21 protein-coding genes and 1 other RNA gene are annotated in these 17,248 nt (G+C 60.3%); 13 read left to right on the top strand and 9 right to left on the bottom strand.

All coding sequences use genetic code 11. The annotated features are described in order from the left end of the window. Window positions 1-74: 74 nt before the first annotated feature. From dnaK to AC1D35_RS19865, 3 genes are all read left to right on the top strand, one after another. Window positions 75-1,985 (top strand): molecular chaperone DnaK, encoded by a 1,911-nt coding sequence (gene dnaK / locus AC1D35_RS19875; RefSeq protein ID WP_113307188.1) that lies wholly within the window; start codon window positions 75-77, stop codon window positions 1,983-1,985. A gap of 82 nt (window positions 1,986-2,067) precedes the next feature. Further along, window positions 2,068-3,201, top strand: coding sequence for a molecular chaperone DnaJ (gene dnaJ, locus AC1D35_RS19870; RefSeq protein ID WP_113298122.1), 1,134 nt, complete (start codon window positions 2,068-2,070; stop codon window positions 3,199-3,201). Between the two features lie 204 nt (window positions 3,202-3,405). Continuing rightward, window positions 3,406-3,612 (top strand): hypothetical protein, encoded by a 207-nt coding sequence (locus AC1D35_RS19865; RefSeq protein WP_113298121.1) that lies wholly within the window; start codon window positions 3,406-3,408, stop codon window positions 3,610-3,612. A gap of 32 nt (window positions 3,613-3,644) precedes the next feature. Here AC1D35_RS19865 and AC1D35_RS19860 read toward each other — a convergent pair whose 3' ends face one another. Beyond that, window positions 3,645-4,010, bottom strand: a complete 366-nt coding sequence (locus AC1D35_RS19860) for a helix-turn-helix domain-containing protein (RefSeq protein WP_113298585.1) — start codon at window positions 4,008-4,010, stop codon at window positions 3,645-3,647. Window positions 4,011-4,287: 277 nt separating this feature from the next. On the opposite strand from AC1D35_RS19860, the gene AC1D35_RS19855 reads away from it, so the two are divergent. The 4 genes from AC1D35_RS19855 (at window position 4,288) to AC1D35_RS19840 (ending at window position 6,980) form a co-directional block, all read left to right on the top strand. Then, the gene (locus tag AC1D35_RS19855; protein ID WP_477939693.1) at window positions 4,288-4,488 is read left to right on the top strand and encodes a hypothetical protein; all 201 of its coding nucleotides are present in this window, start codon (window positions 4,288-4,290) and stop codon (window positions 4,486-4,488) included. A gap of 76 nt (window positions 4,489-4,564) precedes the next feature. Continuing rightward, window positions 4,565-5,689: a DNA replication/repair protein RecF gene (gene recF / locus AC1D35_RS19850; RefSeq protein WP_113307187.1), complete on the top strand. Its 1,125-nt coding sequence runs from the start codon at window positions 4,565-4,567 to the stop codon at window positions 5,687-5,689. Then, window positions 5,686-6,510, top strand: a complete 825-nt coding sequence (locus AC1D35_RS19845; RefSeq protein WP_113307186.1) for a molybdopterin-synthase adenylyltransferase MoeB — start codon at window positions 5,686-5,688, stop codon at window positions 6,508-6,510. The genes recF and AC1D35_RS19845 overlap by 4 nt, the downstream gene beginning before the upstream one ends. Next, the gene (locus tag AC1D35_RS19840; RefSeq protein ID WP_113307185.1) at window positions 6,507-6,980 is read left to right on the top strand and encodes a GNAT family N-acetyltransferase; all 474 of its coding nucleotides are present in this window, start codon (window positions 6,507-6,509) and stop codon (window positions 6,978-6,980) included. The genes AC1D35_RS19845 and AC1D35_RS19840 overlap by 4 nt, the downstream gene beginning before the upstream one ends. Window positions 6,981-7,013: 33 nt before the next feature. On the opposite strand, the gene AC1D35_RS19835 is transcribed toward AC1D35_RS19840, so the two are convergent. Beyond that, window positions 7,014-8,015, bottom strand: a complete 1,002-nt coding sequence (locus AC1D35_RS19835) for a 2-hydroxyacid dehydrogenase (RefSeq protein WP_113298116.1) — start codon at window positions 8,013-8,015, stop codon at window positions 7,014-7,016. Between the two features lie 177 nt (window positions 8,016-8,192). Between AC1D35_RS19835 and AC1D35_RS19830 the strand changes: the two genes are divergently transcribed. Then, window positions 8,193-8,732: an SH3 domain-containing protein gene (locus AC1D35_RS19830; RefSeq protein ID WP_113307286.1), complete on the top strand. Its 540-nt coding sequence runs from the start codon at window positions 8,193-8,195 to the stop codon at window positions 8,730-8,732. Here the strand turns inward: AC1D35_RS19830 and AC1D35_RS19825 are convergent. After that, window positions 8,725-9,717, bottom strand: coding sequence for an adenosine kinase (locus AC1D35_RS19825; RefSeq protein ID WP_113307285.1), 993 nt, complete (start codon window positions 9,715-9,717; stop codon window positions 8,725-8,727). The two genes, AC1D35_RS19830 and AC1D35_RS19825, sit on opposite strands and share 8 nt — an antisense overlap. Before the next feature lie 404 nt (window positions 9,718-10,121). Here AC1D35_RS19825 and AC1D35_RS19820 point away from each other — a divergent pair, with 404 nt between their 5' ends. Further along, on the top strand, window positions 10,122-11,069 hold the full coding sequence (locus AC1D35_RS19820; protein ID WP_477939689.1) for an AEC family transporter: 948 nt from the start codon (window positions 10,122-10,124) through the stop codon (window positions 11,067-11,069). Between the two features lie 54 nt (window positions 11,070-11,123). Here AC1D35_RS19820 and AC1D35_RS19815 read toward each other — a convergent pair whose 3' ends face one another. Then, entirely contained in the window at window positions 11,124-11,696 is a 573-nt protein-coding gene (locus AC1D35_RS19815; RefSeq protein ID WP_113307183.1) for a c-type cytochrome, read from the bottom strand. Window positions 11,697-11,850: 154 nt separating this feature from the next. Between AC1D35_RS19815 and AC1D35_RS19810 the strand changes: the two genes are divergently transcribed. Both AC1D35_RS19810 and AC1D35_RS19805 read left to right on the top strand, forming a co-directional pair. Continuing rightward, window positions 11,851-12,606 carry a 3-deoxy-manno-octulosonate cytidylyltransferase gene (locus AC1D35_RS19810; RefSeq protein ID WP_113307182.1) on the top strand — a complete coding sequence of 252 codons (756 nt, stop codon included), beginning with the start codon at window positions 11,851-11,853 and terminating at the stop codon, window positions 12,604-12,606. A gap of 11 nt (window positions 12,607-12,617) precedes the next feature. Further along, window positions 12,618-13,472, top strand: coding sequence for a prephenate dehydratase (locus AC1D35_RS19805; protein WP_113298111.1), 855 nt, complete (start codon window positions 12,618-12,620; stop codon window positions 13,470-13,472). Window positions 13,473-13,522: 50 nt separating this feature from the next. Here AC1D35_RS19805 and AC1D35_RS19800 read toward each other — a convergent pair whose 3' ends face one another. From AC1D35_RS19800 to AC1D35_RS19780, 5 genes are all read right to left on the bottom strand, one after another. After that, window positions 13,523-13,891 carry a VOC family protein gene (locus AC1D35_RS19800; RefSeq protein WP_113298110.1) on the bottom strand — a complete coding sequence of 123 codons (369 nt, stop codon included), beginning with the start codon at window positions 13,889-13,891 and terminating at the stop codon, window positions 13,523-13,525. 139 nt (window positions 13,892-14,030) lie between these two features. After that, the gene (locus tag AC1D35_RS19795; RefSeq protein WP_113307181.1) at window positions 14,031-14,252 is read right to left on the bottom strand and encodes a hypothetical protein; all 222 of its coding nucleotides are present in this window, start codon (window positions 14,250-14,252) and stop codon (window positions 14,031-14,033) included. A 71-nt stretch (window positions 14,253-14,323) separates the two neighbouring features. After that, window positions 14,324-15,019, bottom strand: a complete 696-nt coding sequence (locus AC1D35_RS19790; protein ID WP_113298583.1) for a helix-turn-helix transcriptional regulator — start codon at window positions 15,017-15,019, stop codon at window positions 14,324-14,326. Between the two features lie 61 nt (window positions 15,020-15,080). Continuing rightward, window positions 15,081-16,040: an NAD(+) diphosphatase gene (gene nudC, locus AC1D35_RS19785; protein WP_113307180.1), complete on the bottom strand. Its 960-nt coding sequence runs from the start codon at window positions 16,038-16,040 to the stop codon at window positions 15,081-15,083. After that, complete coding sequence (locus tag AC1D35_RS19780) at window positions 16,037-16,447, bottom strand: HIT family protein (protein WP_113307284.1); 411 nt, start codon at window positions 16,445-16,447, stop codon at window positions 16,037-16,039. Before AC1D35_RS19780 ends, nudC begins: the two co-directional genes overlap by 4 nt. Window positions 16,448-16,536: 89 nt before the next feature. On the opposite strand from AC1D35_RS19780, the gene ffs reads away from it, so the two are divergent. After that, window positions 16,537-16,633: signal recognition particle sRNA small type (gene ffs / locus AC1D35_RS19775), an RNA gene on the top strand. 44 nt (window positions 16,634-16,677) lie between these two features. After that, a partial coding sequence (gene dnaX, locus AC1D35_RS19770) for a DNA polymerase III subunit gamma/tau (protein WP_477939684.1) occupies window positions 16,678-17,248 on the top strand: 571 nt, incomplete at its 3' end.

Genomic DNA, 17,248 nt, shown 5'->3' with positions numbered 1-17,248 from the left:
GACCCATCCCGTAAGGGGCTGTCAGGGAAATGCCTTACCGGGGTTCCGACAGCTTGCTTCAAGGAGAGAATGACATGGCAAAAGTAATTGGTATCGACCTTGGAACGACAAATTCCTGCGTCGCGGTCATGGACGGCAAGGACGCAAAGGTCATCGAGAACGCGGAAGGCGCGCGTACGACCCCTTCCATGGTGGCATTTTCCGAGGACGGCGAACGCCTCGTCGGCCAGCCGGCCAAGCGCCAGGCGGTCACCAACCCGACGAACACGCTCTTCGCTGTCAAGCGCCTGATCGGCCGCCGCTACGAAGATCCGACCGTCGAAAAGGACAAGCACCTCGTTCCCTTTACGATCGTCAAGGGCGACAATGGCGACGCCTGGGTCGAAGCCAACGGCAAGGGCTATTCGCCCGCACAGATTTCCGCGATGATCCTTCAGAAGATGAAGGAAACCGCAGAATCCTACCTTGGTGAAAAGGTCGAAAAGGCCGTCATCACCGTTCCCGCATATTTCAACGACGCACAGCGCCAGGCAACCAAGGATGCCGGCCGCATTGCCGGTCTTGAAGTGCTCCGCATCATCAACGAGCCGACCGCTGCTGCGCTTGCCTACGGCCTCGACAAGAAAGAGGGCAAGACGATTGCCGTCTACGACCTTGGCGGCGGCACATTCGACATCTCGATCCTCGAGATCGGCGACGGCGTCTTCGAAGTGAAGTCCACCAACGGCGATACCTTCCTCGGCGGTGAAGACTTCGACATGCGTCTCGTCGAATATCTCGTTGCCGAGTTCAAGAAGGACAACGGCATCGATCTGAAGAACGACAAGCTTGCCCTGCAGCGCCTCAAGGAAGCTTCCGAAAAGGCAAAGATCGAGCTGTCCTCTTCGCAGCAGACCGAAATCAACCTGCCGTTCATCACGGCTGACGCTTCCGGCCCGAAGCACCTGACGCTGAAGCTGACCCGCGCCAAGCTCGAAAGCCTGGTCGACGATCTCGTCCAGCGCACGATCGCTCCGTGCAAGGCAGCCCTCAAGGATGCCGGCGTCACCGCTGCCGAAATCGACGAAGTCGTTCTCGTCGGCGGCATGAGCCGCATGCCGAAGGTCCAGGAAGTCGTCAAGCAGCTGTTCGGCAAGGAGCCGCACAAGGGTGTCAACCCGGATGAAGTCGTCGCTCTCGGCGCCGCCATCCAGGCCGGCGTCCTGCAGGGCGACGTCAAGGACGTTCTGCTTCTCGACGTAACCCCGCTGTCTCTCGGCATCGAAACGCTGGGCGGCGTCTTCACCCGTCTGATCGAACGTAACACGACGATCCCGACGAAGAAGAGCCAGACCTTCTCGACCGCAGACGACAACCAGCAGGCCGTCACCATCCGCGTTTCGCAGGGCGAGCGTGAAATGGCTGCCGACAACAAGCTGCTCGGCCAGTTCGACCTCGTCGGCCTGCCGCCGTCGCCGCGCGGCGTTCCGCAGATCGAAGTCACCTTCGACATCGACGCGAACGGCATCGTCCAGGTTTCGGCCAAGGACAAGGGTACCGGCAAGGAACAGCAGATCCGCATCCAGGCTTCCGGTGGTCTTTCCGACGCCGACATCGAAAAGATGGTGAAGGACGCCGAGTCCCACGCTGCCGAAGACAAGAAGCGCCGCGAGGGTGTGGAAGCCAAGAACCAGGCTGAAAGCCTTGTTCATTCCACGGAAAAGTCGCTCAAGGACTATGGTGACAAGGTTTCGGAAGCCGACCGCACCGCGATCTCCGACGCGATTGCCGCTTTGAAGTCCGCGACCGAGGCGACCGATGCCGACGCCGAAGACATCAAGGCCAAGACCCAGACCCTCATGGAAGTTTCCATGAAGCTCGGCCAGGCGATCTATGAAGCCCAGCAGGCCGAAGGCGGCACGGCCGACGCTTCGGCTGAAGATGACAATGTCGTCGATGCCGACTACGAAGAAGTCAAGGACGACGACCGCAAGAAGTCCGCGTAATTCGCGAGCTGGTTGCATACGCTAGACGATAGACATCCGGCTGCTCACCATGGCAGCCGGAAATCCATTTCCGGGGCTTAAATTGGCAAAAGCGGACTTTTACGAAACTCTGGGTGTAGCCAAGACGGCGGATGAGAAAGAGCTGAAAAGCGCCTTCCGCAAGCTGGCAATGAAATACCATCCGGACAAGAACCCGGATGACAACGACGCCGAACGCAAGTTCAAGGAAATCAACGAAGCCTACGAGACGCTGAAGGACCCGCAGAAGCGCGCGGCCTACGACCGCTATGGCCATGCGGCTTTCGAACATGGCGGCATGGGTGGTGCAGGCGGCGGTGCCGGATTTGCCGGCGGCGGCTTCTCCGACATCTTCGAGGACATTTTCGGCGAGATGATGGGTGGCGGCCGCGGACGGCAGCGCTCTTCGGGCGGCCGCGAACGCGGCGCCGACCTTCGCTACAACATGGAAATCTCGCTGGAAGAGGCCTATTCCGGCAAGACGGCGCAGATTCGTGTTCCGACGTCGATCACCTGCGACGTCTGTTCCGGCTCCGGCGCCAAGCCGGGCACGCAGCCGAAAACCTGCGGTACCTGCCAGGGCTCGGGCCGTGTGCGCGCCGCACAGGGCTTCTTCTCGATCGAACGCACCTGCCCGACCTGCCACGGCCGCGGCCAGATCATTCCCGATCCGTGCCCGAAGTGCCACGGCCAGGGCCGTGTGACGGAAGAACGTTCGCTCTCCGTCAACATTCCCGCCGGCATCGAGGACGGCACGCGCATTCGCCTGCAGGGCGAAGGCGAAGCAGGCATGCGCGGCGGCCCGTCCGGCGATCTCTATATCTTCCTGTCGGTGAAGCCGCATGAGTTCTATCAGCGCGACGGAGCCGATCTCTATTGCGCCGTGCCGATCTCCATGACGACGGCGGCGCTCGGCGGCACTTTCGATGTAGCGACGCTCGACGGCACCAAATCGCGTGTCACGGTTCCCGAGGGCACGCAGGCCGGCAAGCAGTTCCGCCTGAAAGGCAAGGGCATGCCAGTGCTGCGTTCCAGCCAGACGGGCGATCTCTACATCCAGATCCAGATCGAGACGCCGCAGAAGCTTTCCAAGCGCCAGCGCGAGCTTCTGCAGGAATTCGAGCAGCTCTCCTCCAAGGAGAACAATCCGGAATCAACGGGTTTCTTTGCCCGGATGAAGGAATTCTTCGAGGGCTAAGCTCGATATCCCTCAAGATTAAAAGAGCCGGAGGTTCCGCCTCCGGCTTTTTCATGCGTGCCAATCCGGGACATATGTACCAGGCCGGGACGCGGGCCAGCGCACCGATGTCTTGTGTTAACGCAGAGCTCTGATGATGCTTGCACGTTCGCGAGATTCATACTGTCTTTGTCCCGCAGTCCGGGACTAACAGAGGGTATCTCCATGTCGGCAACGAACTTTTCCAATGGCCTATCCGACGATGTCGATGCGCTGGCAGGTGCGCTCTATACCTGGTGCGCCGAACGCAACATCAAGCTCCGCAGCCAGCAGGGCCTTTCCATCGCCAGCATCGCGATCGACCTCTATCATGCCGGTCATCAGACGCAGGATTCGCTGCTCGTCGCACTGCACGAGCGCGAGCTTCACTGAATTCCCATCATTTCAAGGATGCGTAAAACGCTTCAGGCAGCGTTTTCGGTAGCCTGACCGCACATGAGGTTGAGGATCGTCTTGACCGCCTGTTTACCGGCAATCGAATTCAACCTGTCATAGCTGACCGCCAGCTCGTAGGCCTCRGGGCTCAACTCGACACGGTTGGCAAATTGCGAGATTCCCGTGCCTTCGAAAAGCTCGGAAATATCGACTCCAAGGAAGACTGCTATCTGATGCAGCTTGCTGGCTGAGACGCGGTTCGTCCCCTTCTCGTATTTCTGGATCTGCTGGAATGTAAGGCCAAGCGCGTCACCGAGCTCCAGTTGAGAAACACGTCCGCGAGCGCGCAGCTGTCTCACGTTGCGACCGACAATGATATCAATCGGATCTGGCACTGCCACACTCTCTCCCAATAAACCCTTTATTTACCATATAGCGTCAGCTGAATATCTCAACCCGGAAGTTGCAAATTTCAACCGACTTTTTTTGGGCATTATGCCGCCCAAACAGCTGCTCGCTCCGTGAATTCTACAACTTCTATTCCTCATTTAGTGCCTGACGGCGATGTAGCAAAAAATTGAACACCCTTGAGTTGACTTAACTGCATGTGGCGATAGTTAGTCGCGCCGGAACCCCTGTAACACCAGTCTGACAAGAGGCTTCGAATACTGCATGACATCCGCTCCCCCCGGGAAATCTGATGCCGACAGTATCGTCATCGACACGCGCCGCCAGAAACTGACGATGATCCTCGATTCACTGACGTCGCTGYGCGGATCGATCGAAGACCGGCCGGATCTCCTCTATTGGATCGAAAAGGCGATTGCGGAGACCGAGGCGCAGCTCCAGGCTCCCGCTCCTCGCAAGCATTAGCGACAGAGGCGGCTCTCAGCCTTGATATCCTGATGGCTTCGGCGTAGCTGTCAGCCTCGATGATTCCGGATATCAGATGCCGCACAAGGTTTCCCTTTCCCGTCTGAAGCTCACTGATTTTCGCAATTATGGTGCGGCCTCACTTGTGCTCGACGGGCGGCATGTGGTGCTGACCGGGGACAATGGCGCCGGCAAAACCAACCTGATGGAGGCGGTTTCCTTCCTGTCGCCAGGACGGGGAATGAGGCGCGCAGCCTATGGCGATATCACCCGCGTCGGTGCTCAAGGCGGATTTTCGATCTTTGCCGAGCTCGATGGCATGGAAGGCGATGTGGAGATCGGCACCGGCATCGATACCAGCGACGAGGCGACAACGCGCCGGCTGCGCATCAATGGAACGACGGCGAAGACGGTCGACGAACTGACGGATCATCTGCGCGTGCTGTGGCTGACCCCGGCAATGGACGGGCTCTTTACCGGTGGCTCGTCCGACCGCAGGCGGTTCCTCGACCGGCTGGTCTTGTCGCTCGATCCCGAACATGGCAGGCGGGCCAGCGATTTCGAGCGCGCCATGCGCAGCCGCAACAAACTGCTCGACGAAGGCCGTTTCGATCCGTCCTGGCTTTCCGGCATCGAGGAGCAGATGGCAAGCCTCGGCATTGCCATGGCGCTCGCCCGGCAGGAAATGCTCGGCCTGCTGACGCGCCTCATCGAGGAAAGCCGCGAGACATCCCCTTTCCCCTCAGCATCGCTGCAGCTCTCGGGCTTCATGGACGGCCAGTTCTCCCGGCCCTCGGTCGACCTGGAAGATGAGTATACGGCAACCCTCGCTGCCAATCGCTACCGCGATGCCGGGGCCGGACGCACGCTGGACGGGCCGCATCGCGCCGATCTCATCGTGCATCATCGGGAGAAGCAGATGGAAGCGGCGCGCTGCTCCACCGGCGAGCAGAAAGCCCTGCTGGTAGGCCTCGTGCTGGCCCATGCGCGGCTCGTCGGCAACCTTACGGGCCATGCGCCGATCCTGCTCCTCGACGAGATTGCCGCCCATCTCGACGAGGGACGCCGCGCCGCACTGTTCGACCTCATAGACGGGCTCGGCGGCCAGGCCTTCATGACGGGAACGGAGCATCAGATGTTTGCGGCCCTTGCAGAACGAGCGCAGTTTTTCACGGTCGCCGAAGGAAGGGTTTTCGAATGAGCGATAGCGCTTCTCGTGGCGGTTCGGGGCGTGATAGCATCACGTCCATGGAACCCCTCGGCCCTGACGAAATCGCACGCTATCACCGCCATATCCTGCTGCCGGAAATCGGCGGTGCGGGCCAGCAGAAGCTGAAGGCCGCGCGCGTGCTGGTRATCGGTGCCGGAGGGCTCGGCGCACCGATTCTGCAATATCTGGCGGCCGCTGGCGTCGGCACGCTCGGCATTGCAGATGACGACCGTGTTTCGCTCTCCAACCTGCAACGGCAGGTGATTCACGATTCCGGCACGATCGGCGAATTGAAGACTGAAAGCGCGGCCGTCGCGATCGCGCGGCTGAACCCGCATATCAAGGTCATCCGCCTCACGGAGCGCTTTTCGCCGGAGGCAGCGCGCCGGGACCTCTCCGGCTTCGATCTCTTGATCGACGGCTCTGATAATTTCGACACGCGTTATGCGGCAGCCGATGCGGCCGAAGAAGCGCGTATTCCGCTCGTCACCGGTGCCGTCGGCCGCTTCGACGGATCGCTGACAGTGCTGAAACCCTATGAGAGCGCCGAAGACGGCACGCTCAACCCCGGTTATCGCGATCTTTTTCCCGAAGCCCCGCCTGCCGGGCTGATCCCCGCCTGCGCGGAGGCCGGCATCATCGGCGCACTGACCGGCGTGATCGGCACGCTGATGGCTATGGAGGCGATCAAGCTCATTACCGGCGCCGGAGAGCCGCTGATCGGCCGCTTGCTGCTCTATGACGCCCTGTCGGCCCGTTTCGATACGATCCGTTACAAGCGCCGGCGTGCGAGGCAGAGCAAGACCGCATGACGCCTTTTCGCATCGATGAGAGTTTTGCCCGCTGGAGCGAGCTGCTCGATCTCATTCTCGCATCCTTCGCCTATATGGAAGGCCGCATCGATCCGCCCTCCTCCGCAATCCGCCTGACGGTGGAGGCTCTGGCGGAAAAAGCCAAGGTGGAAATCGCTTATGCGGTGGAGAACGAGGGGCAGCTCGCCGGCTGCATTTTTCTGCGCCCGGAGGCAGACTGTCTCTATGTCGGAAAGCTCGCGGTTCTTCCATCCGCGCAAGGCAAGGGCATCGGCCGTCGATTGCTTGATATCGCCGAGGAGAAGGCCTGCGATCTCGGTCTCCCAGCGCTAAGGCTCGAGACGCGGATAGAGCTCGTCGGCAATCATTCGACCTTCGCCGCCTGGGGCTTTGCCAGCACAGCCGAAAAGTCCCATCCGGGTTTTACGCGCGTGACGTTTATCGAGATGAAGAAAGCCCTCGCCCGCTAATCTGACCGGCTAAAGATGGGCGTGCTCCGGCCGTCACCGGCCTGGCAGTACCCGATTCGGTGGGCGATGACCATCAATGAAGGCGCGGATGTTGATGATGACCTTGTCGCCCATCTCCGCACGTCCCTCGATCGTCGCCGAGCTCATATGTGGCAACAGCACGACCTTGCCCTCATTGGCGAGCTTGACCAGCTTCGGATTGACCATCGGTTCGTTCTCGAAGACATCGAGCCCGGCGCCAGCGATCTTTCCTTCCCGCAGGCATTTGATAAGGGCGGCCTCGTCGATCACGTCACCGCGGGCGGTGTTGACGAGATAGGCGGTCGGCTGCAACAGCGCCAGGCGCCGCGCCGACAGGAGATGGAAGGTTGCTGGCGTCGAGGGGCAATTGACCGAGACGATGTCGACACGGGCAAGCATCTGATCGAGGCTTTCCCAATAGGTCGCCTCCAGCTCGTCCTCGGTCGCCGGATTGACGCGCTTGCGGTTGTGATAATGGATCGACAGGCCGAAGGCCTTGGCGCGTCGCGCAACGGCCGTGCCGATCCGACCCATGCCGACGATGCCGATACGCTTTCCGTGAATACGCCTGCCGAGCATCCAGGTGGGAGACCAACCTGCCCATTCGCCGGGTGTGTCGGTCAGCACACGCGCGCCTTCGCCGATCCGCCGCGGCACAGCGAGAATCAGCGCCATCGTCATGTCAGCGGTGTCCTCGGTCAGCACATTCGGCGTGTTGGTGACGGTGATGCCTTTGCGCGCAGCGGCTTCGACATCGATATGGTCGGTGCCGTTTGAAAAGCTGGCGATCAGCTTCATCTGCGGCCCAGCCTGATCGATGAGGGCAGCGTCGATCCGATCCGTCACAGTCGGGACGAGCACGTCGCAGCTTTTGACAGCTTCGGCGAGCTCAGCGACGGATCGCGGCGTATCGTCAATATTCAGCTCTGCATCGAAAAGCTCGCGCATGCGGGTTTCGACGACATCAGGCAACTTGCGGGTTATGTAGACCTTCGGTTTTTTCTTCGTCGTCATAGCGGCTTGCGGTGCCTTGTTCAGAGGTCTTTAACCAAGTTGGGCGATCATTTCCCCGTTCCGGGCATTTTCTACCAGACCCGCACGCGAAGACAAACAAAACTCGCGAGGCGACCGGGGATTCCCGGAAAACGAGCGGGCAAGGCCTGCTTCGAATTCGAGCTAATGGAAGCTTCCATGCGTCGCACTGTTCTGAAGTCCTGCCTCGTCCTGGCGATCGCCCTTGCCGTATCGGCAGGCAGCATCGAATTTGCCCAAGCACAGGCCGCCAAGGGGCCGAGCGGCCTGCCGCTGCCGCGTTTCGTGACGCTGAAGTCCAAGCGCGTCAACCTGCGCATCGGACCGGGAACGGATTACGCCGTTTCCTGGCTCTATCTGAAGTCGGGGCTGCCGGTCGAAATCATCCAGGAATATGACAACTGGCGACGTATCCGCGATGCCGACGGCACCGAGGGCTGGGTCAACCAGTCGCTTCTCTCAGGCCAGCGTGCCGCCATCGCCGCGCCGTGGATGAAAGGCAAGGGCAAGAGCGTCTTTGTGAACCTCCGCCGCGAGGCGCAACCATCCTCCTCCATCGTCGCCAAGCTGGAGCCCGGCGTGATGATCACGATCGGCGAATGCAGCGGAGAGTGGTGCTTCGCAAAAACCGACGGCGCCGAGGGTTGGGTGGCGCAGTCGGAAATCTGGGGTGCCTATCCGGGCGAGGCCTTTAAATAAGACCCGCCTCCTTGGCCGCCTCGGAAAGCGACTTCATCGGCCGCGGGCCGATCTGCTGGATGACGATGCCGGCGGCAAGGCAGCCAAGCTTACCGCAATCTTCCAGCGTACGGCCCTGCGTGTAGCCGTAGAGGAAGCCCGAGGCGAAGAGATCGCCGGCACCGGTCGTGTCAACGACTTCATTGATCTTGATGGCATCGACGTAATGGCGCTCGTTACCCCGCAGAATCACGGCGCCGTCCTCGCTCACGGTCACAGCGGCAATCTTGCAATCCTTGGCGATCCTGTTCAGCGCTTCCTCGAAATCGTCGGTCTCGTAAAGCGACAGGGCTTCCTGACGATTGGCGAAGACGATATCGACCTTGCCCGACCGCATCAGATCCAGGAACTCGCCGCGATAACGATCGACGCAGAAGCTGTCGGACAGCGTCATCGACATTTCGCGGCCGTTCTCGTGGGCGATGCGGGCGCAATCGAGGATTGCCTCCTTGGCGCGCGGCGGATCCCAGAGATAACCCTCAAAATAGGTCACCTTGGCCTCGGCCACGACATCCGCTTCGACATCCTCCGGCCCGAGTTCGACACAGGCGCCGAGATAGGTGTTCATCGAGCGTTCGCCATCGTCGGTAACGAAGATCATCGAGCGTGCGGTTGGCGGAAACGTGCCCTTGGCCTCGGTCTGGTAGTGAACGCCCTGGGCACGGATATCATGCGAGAAGATCTCGCCGAGCTGATCCTCCGCCACCTTGCCGAAATAGGCGGCCTTGCCGCCGAGGCTGGCGACGCCTGCAGCCGTGTTGCCGGCGCTGCCGCCGGACGCTTCGAGCGCCGGACCCATGCGCGAATAGAGCAATTCGGCGCGCTCGGCATCGATGAGGTTCATCGCCGCCTTGGTGATCTTGTTGTCAATGAGGAACTGGTCGTCGCAACGGGCGATGATATCGACGATTGCGTTGCCGACTGTCAGAACATCGAATTTGGTCATGAAATGGGAAGTCCCGGATTTGTGATAGCCGGTAATCGGTCTTAGCGAAATCTGCCGKCATTGAAAGGATAAAGAGCAGATCATCCTCTAAGTCTTCGTAAAACTGCCGCCTATTCGTCATGCCGCTGTCACTTTGCCTGCCTAAAAACAGCATCAGGAAGACCGGCATGCAGGTATCTCGTATGGCCGGTTACGGAAGGGATGATCCCTTCAGTCTTACCGGAACGAGCCTGACCACGGATGAACTGGCAGTATCGTAACCGGATATCCGGCAAGGCCGGATGCGGAAAAGCGGGCTAGGCCCGCTTTTTTTGTTGCGACGCAAAAGAAATMGTATCCGCTGCATTTGTCATGGCCGCCAATTTGCTGCTAGACCTCGGCAATCCCGCGCAGAGCAGCAGTTTATGTCAGCCATCATTTTCGACGTTCTTCCGATCTTCCTTCTCATTCTCATCGGCTGGCTGATCGTCCGCATCGGGGTGCTGACGGCAAATGTCGGCGATGCCTTGAGCGAGTTCGTCTTCAAGATTGCCGTACCGCTGCTGCTTTTCCGCACCATCGCCGGGGCAGATTTCCACGGCGCTTCGCCGTTCCGGCTCTGGATCGTCTATTTCTCTGGCGTCGCGGTGACATGGACGGCGGGGCACATCGTCGCCACGCGTTTCTTCGGCCGCGACGAGCGGATCGGCGTGCTCGCCGGCGTATCCTCGGCCTTCGCCAACAATATTTTCATTGGCCTGCCGCTGGTCGAGCGCACCGTTGGCAGCGAGGGGCTTGTCGCTCTTTCCATCCTGCTGGCCGTGCATCTGCCGATCATGATGGTGGCCGGCACGATCATGATGGAACATGCCGAACGCAAGATCTCTGGAAAGAGCGACCGCAGCATGATCCTGGTACTGAAGCAAATCGGCCTGAACCTGCTGCATAATCCGCTGGTCATCGGTATCGTTGCCGGCGCCGTCTTTCATGTCTCGGGCCTGACCATGCCGGCAAYCATCAGCTCCGTCGTCGGCCAGATCGCCAGCACGGCCGGACCGGCCGCGCTGATTTCGCTAGGCATGGCACTGCAAAAATATGGTGTCTCCGGCAATGTCGGGATTGCCAGCGTGACTTCCGCCTTCAAGCTTTTGCTGCTGCCCGGTTGCGTCTGGGCGGCGAGCCACGCGCTCGGCCTCAGCGCTGAATGGACGGCAGCACTGGTGCTGACTTCGTCGGTACCGACGGGGGTGAATGCCTGGCTGATCGCCAACCGCTTCGGCGTCGGTCACAGCCTTGCGGCCTCCACGATCACGGTGACCACGGCGCTCGGCGCCATCACCGTTTCCTTCTGGGCCTATATTCTCGGCGCATGAGGCAACAAAAAAACCCGGCTTGCGGCCGGGCTTCTTGAAAAATTTCGAGGGCTCTTACTGCGTTGCTGTCGGAGCATTCGGATCCGGCAGCGGAGCCGGTGAATCTGCCAGCGTGTGCAGGTAAAGGATGACGTTGGCGCGATCCTGATCCTTCGGCAGACCGGCAAAGCCCATGGCGGTGCCTGGAACGTCCTTCTTCGGCGCGAGCAGGAACTTGTTGAGGTTCTCGAAGGTCCAATGTTCGCTGCTGCCCTTGGAGAAGTCCTTCATGGCAGAAGAATAGGCGAAGCCTTCATGCGAGGCGATCGGGCGATCTACGACACCAAAGAGATTCGGGCCGACTTTGTTCGGTCCGCCTTTGGTGCCGTCATGACAGGCCTGACACTTCTTGAATACGGTTTCGCCGGCCTTGGCGTCGGCACTTGCAAGAAGCTTTGCGATCGGAACGGCAACGGCAACAGGTGCGCCTTCACCGCCGGCGGCGGGTGCCTCCTCGGCGACGATGGCAAAACCTTCCTTCTCCGGTGCCTCGGAATGGAAGATCCCCTCGGAGGCAATGGAGACTGACATCAGAACGAAAACCGTTCCAAGCAGCGCCCCCACGGCCGTATTGACGTATGAATTCATCTGCAATGCTCCCCTTGCAGCCGGCAGACCAGAAACCGGACCATCTTGAAATTGCGCGGAACCTATGTCTTTTGGCTATTCGTTGCAACTGTCTAAATGGTCTTGTGCGTGAGACTTTTTGCCACTTTTCAGCCCGGATTAGAAGGCCCGAACAATGACTGATTCAAAATTAGATAACGTGCTGGTGCTGATCCCCGCACGCATGGCCTCCACCCGCCTTCCGGGCAAGCCGCTGGCCGATATTTGCGGTTTGCCGATGATCGTCCAGGTGGCAAAACGGGCACAGGAAGCGGCGATCGGGCGCGTCATCGTGGCCGTCGACGACCAGGAGGTTTTCGACACTGTGGCCGCAGCAGGCTTTGAAGTGATCATGACGAGCAAGGACCATCAGGTCGGTTCGGACCGCATCTTCGAGGCACTGACGATCGTCGATCCGGACAAAAAGGCGAAAATCATCGTGAACGTCCAGGGCGATCTTCCGACAATCGATCCGGAAACGGTGCGTGCAGCATTGCGTCCCCTCGATAACCCGGAGGTCGATATCGGCACGTTGACGACCGAGATCGACAACGAGGAGGACAAGACAGCGCCACACATCGTCAAGGTCGTAGGCACGCCTGTCTCCGAAAGCCGTCTGCGCGCGCTTTACTTCACGCGCACGACCGCGCCTTATGGCGAAGGGCCGCTCTATCACCATATCGGGCTTTACGCCTATCGGCGCGCAGCACTGGAGCGCTTTGTCTCCCTCGACCGTGGGACGCTGGAAAAACGCGAATCGCTGGAGCAGTTGCGGGCGCTCGAAGCCGGTATGCGGATCGATGTCGAGATCGTTGACACTGTTCCGCTCGGTGTCGATACTCCCGCGGACCTCGAAAAGGCGCGGCGCATTCTCTCTGCAAAGGCCAACTGACGGATTTCCCCATGAACATCAAGACCAACAGAATCGCCTTCCAGGGCGAATTCGGCGCAAATTCCGACATGGCGAGCCGCGACATGTTTCCGACCATGGAGCCGCTGCCCTGCCAGACCTTCGAGGATGCCTTCACGGCGGTCGACAATGGTGACGCCGATATCGGCATGATCCCGATCGAAAACACGATCGCGGGTCGCGTCGCCGACATCCACCACCTGTTGCCGGAATCACGCCTGCATATCATCGGCGAATATTTCATGCCGATCCGGTTTCAGCTCATGGTGTTGCCGGGCGTGACGAAGGATGAAATCCGGACCGTGCATAGCCATATCCATGCGCTCGGCCAGTGCCGCAAGATCGTACGGGCCAACGGCTGGAAGCCCGTCATCGCCGGCGATACGGCAGGGGCTGCCAAGCTCGTCAAGGAAACCGGCGACCGCTCGATGGCAGCGCTCGCGCCGCGCCTTGCCGCCGACCTCTACGGGCTCGACATCATCGCTGAAAATGTCGAGGATACGGAAAACAACGTGACACGCTTCGTGGTGCTGTCGCGTGACGAGGAATGGGCAGAACGCTCGACCCATGACGAGAAGATCGTCACCACCTTCGTCTTCAATGTCCGCAACATTCCCGCAGCACTCTACAAGGCGCTCGGCGGCTTTGCGACGAACAACATCAACATGACCAAGCTCGAGAGCTACCAACTCGGCGGCAAGTTCGTGGCGACGCAGTTCTACGCCGACATCGAGGGCCACCCGAACGACGCGCATGTGCGCCGCGCGCTGGAGGAATTGCGTTTCTTCTCCGAGAAGGTCCGCATCCTCGGCGTCTATAAGGGCCATCCGATGCGCGGGCTTCTATAGATTGCAAAAAGCCCCTCTGGCAGATGGCCGGAGGGGCTTCATGTTCAAACTTATTTATCCGGCTCACAAACACGCAGCCGGTGCCCATCCGGATCGAGCACGACGAAGGTTGGGCCGAAGTCGAGTTCGGTCAGTTCCTGGGCGACGGGCAGGCCGCGACTGCGCCAGTCTTCGTAATGCCTGGCGACGGCATTTTCGCCTGCTACCATGAAAGCGACTTCGCCACGGTTGCCGATGGCCGAGGGTTGCGGTTCGACCTTGCTGCGGCGCCAGAGGCCGAGAGTGAAGCCGCCATCGAGAGGGAAGGCGACGAAATTCGGCGCCTCCACGGCCGGCTCGCGGCTCAGGATATTGCGGTAAAAGGCGGCGCTTTCGGCGGGATCCTTGACATAAAGGATAATAAGATTGGGGCTGGTCATTTCGGTTCTCCATCGGGGTTGAAAGATGCACGGCCGAAAACGGCTACTGCCAAGTTATGGCAGTAGTTCTCCTGTCACGGTTCTGCAGAGAGCGCCGCTTCGTTACCGGGAAGAATGTCGATGATGTCGGCGTGCGGCCTTAGCGGAAGAGATCGTCACCGACGCGCCAGTCCTGCCCATCGCTGAAGCCGAGATCGCGCTTGTGCCATAGCGGCATCGTCTCGATATCAAGGCGCGGACGGCGCAGTGACGGCGTTACGAAGCGATCCGAAAACAAGCGTACCAGGCGAGAGCGAAGGGTCTTTCCGGCTTTGACGGAAGTACGACGGCCGGCATATTGAACGACTTGGGGCATTCCCATGATCAGTACTCCTTTCCTGCTGGACTGGTACTGATAATAGCGCTTCCTGCTGACAGTTTATGGCAGCAGTGTCACTGCTCGATCGGAGTATCCTGCGTGGCCCGCCACTCTTTGAGAAGTGCCGTGCGGCGGCGTGGATAACGCGTCTCATCGATCGCCATATCGATGATGCGATCGGTGCGGAAATGGCGGAAATCCTGGCGCAGCTCGCACCAGGCCATGATGATGCGCACATGCTCGAAATAGCCGAGCGCGAAAGGCCAGACGCGCCGGCGGGAGACGCGGCCCTGCTCGTCGCCATAATGCAGTTCGAGGATACGCTCGAGACGGATCGCCTTGCGGATGGCTGAGACATCCGCCTTATCCTCATCCTGCCGCTTCCTGCCGACAAAAAGTGTGGCCGAATCGACCATGTCGCGCATGTCGGGGGGCAACACGGCGGCGATCTTCGCAAGCGCATCCGCGCCGGCACTGGCCAGGCGTGGCTCGGCAGCGCGCGCCACCCATCTGGAGCCGAGCACGAGAGCTTCCAGTTCCTCTTCGGAAAACATCATCGGCGGCAGCATGAAGCCGGGCTTCAGCACATAACCTATGCCGGCCTCTCCCTCGATCATCGCACCTTGCGCCTGGAGGCTCGCAATGTCGCGGTAGAGCGTGCGCAGGCTGACGCCGGTTTCCCCGGCCAACACAGTGCCGGTGACCGGCCGCCGGTAGCGCCGGAGCGTCTGAAGCAGGGCCAACAGCCGTTCCGAACGGGCGACCATGATTATACCTTCTTGCAGCATGGCCGAGGCCGGGTGACGACCACCCGCGCGTTTCGGCTCCTGCTCAGCGTTTCCACTCCACCCAGTCGCGCATCAGACGATGGGCAATCGCGCCCTTTGGCGGCGGCGCTTTGCCGTTGGCGCCAGGGCGCTCCAGCATTTCGATGGTTTCCTCACGGGTGAACCAGCGGCAATCCTCGAGTTCGGCCTCATCACGGTGAATCTCGTGCGATTTCGCCTCGGCATAACAGCCGATCATCAGGGAATGCGGCATCGGCCAGGGCTGCGAGGCATGATAGCGGATGCGGCCGGTCCTGATGCCGGATTCTTCCAGCGTTTCGCGGCGCACCGCATTTTCGATGGTTTCGCCGGGCTCCAGAAAGCCTGCCAGACAGGAATACATGCCCGGCGCAAAATGCGGGCTGCGGCCAAGCAGGCAGAGATCACGCTCCTCGTCGATCGTCAGCATGATGACCACGGGATCGGTACGCGGAAAAATCATATGCTCGCAGGCAGTGCAGACGCGCTTGTAGCCGCCGATGCGGATTTCCATGGCCGCGGCGCAGCGACCGCAGAAGCGATTGTCGCCGTTCCAGCGGATGAGGCTTGCGGCCTGGGCGAACTCGCCGAGCAGTATCTCATCCACCAACTCGTCGCGGAAAAGCGCGCGGCCGTCGACCGGCTTGTACTGGCTTGCCATATCTTCGACGTCGATACCGACGGGCACAGCAAGGCGCGGCTCCCCGGTTTTGCGATAGCCGAGCAGCACAGTCTCGTCCCAGTCCGGTTTCAGCTCCTGCAGCTCGTAGCGGGCAAAGAGCGGATCGAGCACCTGACCGTCGTGCTTCAGCACGAGCTTGTCCTTGGCGAATGCGAAGATATGCGTGCCTTCGCGGGCGAGCGCCTTTTCGACCGAGGCTTCATCGCGATGTTCGCTGTCACGGTTAAGGTCATTGGCGGCAAAGGCGGTGAGATTGCTGGGTTCGGGATGCGGTACGTCCGAATCGAAAAGCGAATGACTCATGATGAAAGGGCTTCCCGCAGCTTTGCTATGAATTCGTTTCTTGTTCCGTCCTCGTAAGGCTCGGCCTTGCCGAAACCCCAGACAGGCCCCGGCCAGTTCGCATCACCTTCGGAACGCGCAATGACATGAACATGAAGCTGGCGGACGATATTGCCAAGTGCCCCGACATTGATTTTTGTGGTACCCGTAATCGCCTTGAGCGCCGTGGAGACGAGATCGATCTCGAAGGTGAGCAGCACCTGGTCGAGCGGCGTCAGCTCAAAGATCTCCGTGATATCGGCGCGGCGCGGCACCAGGATCAACCAGGGCCAGCGAGCGTCCTTCGACAGCCTGACATCGCACAGGCCTGTCACCATGATACTGGTGCTGTCGTTTTCGAGCCTGGGGTCCAGCACGAAATCGCTCAAGGGCATTCTCCTGATGTTTTCCAATGGACTAGCAGTTTTTTTTGAGCTTGGCTTGCTTTTGATGTCGATTTTGCCGATATGTGCATTCGGGAGGTTGGTGGTGGACGAGCCACTCGCCAACCGGGTCAGGTCCGGAAGGAAGCAGCCCTAACGAGCCCGGCACGGGTCATCGTGCCAGCCTCCCACCTTCTCTTCCAAGAAGCCCGGCCTTTCCGGGCGCAAGCAGGGCGATGAGCGACACCGAGCGACAGTCACAAGATGCCGCCTCGACGGGCACCGGGTACCGGGTGCTGGCACGCAAATACCGCCCCAAGGATTTCACGGACCTGATGGTCGGCCAGGAGCCGATGGTCCGCACGCTCACCAACGCCTTCGAGACGGGCCGCATTGCGCAGGCCTATATGCTGACCGGCGTTCGCGGGGTGGGCAAGACGACGACGGCGCGCATCCTGGCGCGGGCGCTGAACTACAAGACGGCCGAGATCGACAAGCCGACGATCGACCTTCGGGTGCCCGGCGAGCATTGCCAGGCGATCATGGAAGGCCGCCATGTCGATGTGATCGAGATGGATGCCGCTTCGCATACCGGTATCGACGATATCAGAGAGATCATCGAGCAGGTGCGCTACCGGCCGGTTTCGGCGCGTTACAAAGTCTACATCATCGACGAAGTGCACATGCTGTCGACACAGGCCTTCAACGGGTTGTTGAAGACGCTGGAAGAGCCGCCGGAACATGTGAAGTTCATTTTCGCGACGACGGAGATCCGCAAGGTTCCGATCACCGTTCTCTCGCGCTGCC

The organism is Rhizobium sp. P1_E6 (assembly GCF_056405875.1).
This window is presented reverse-complemented; position numbering and strand designations above follow the sequence as displayed.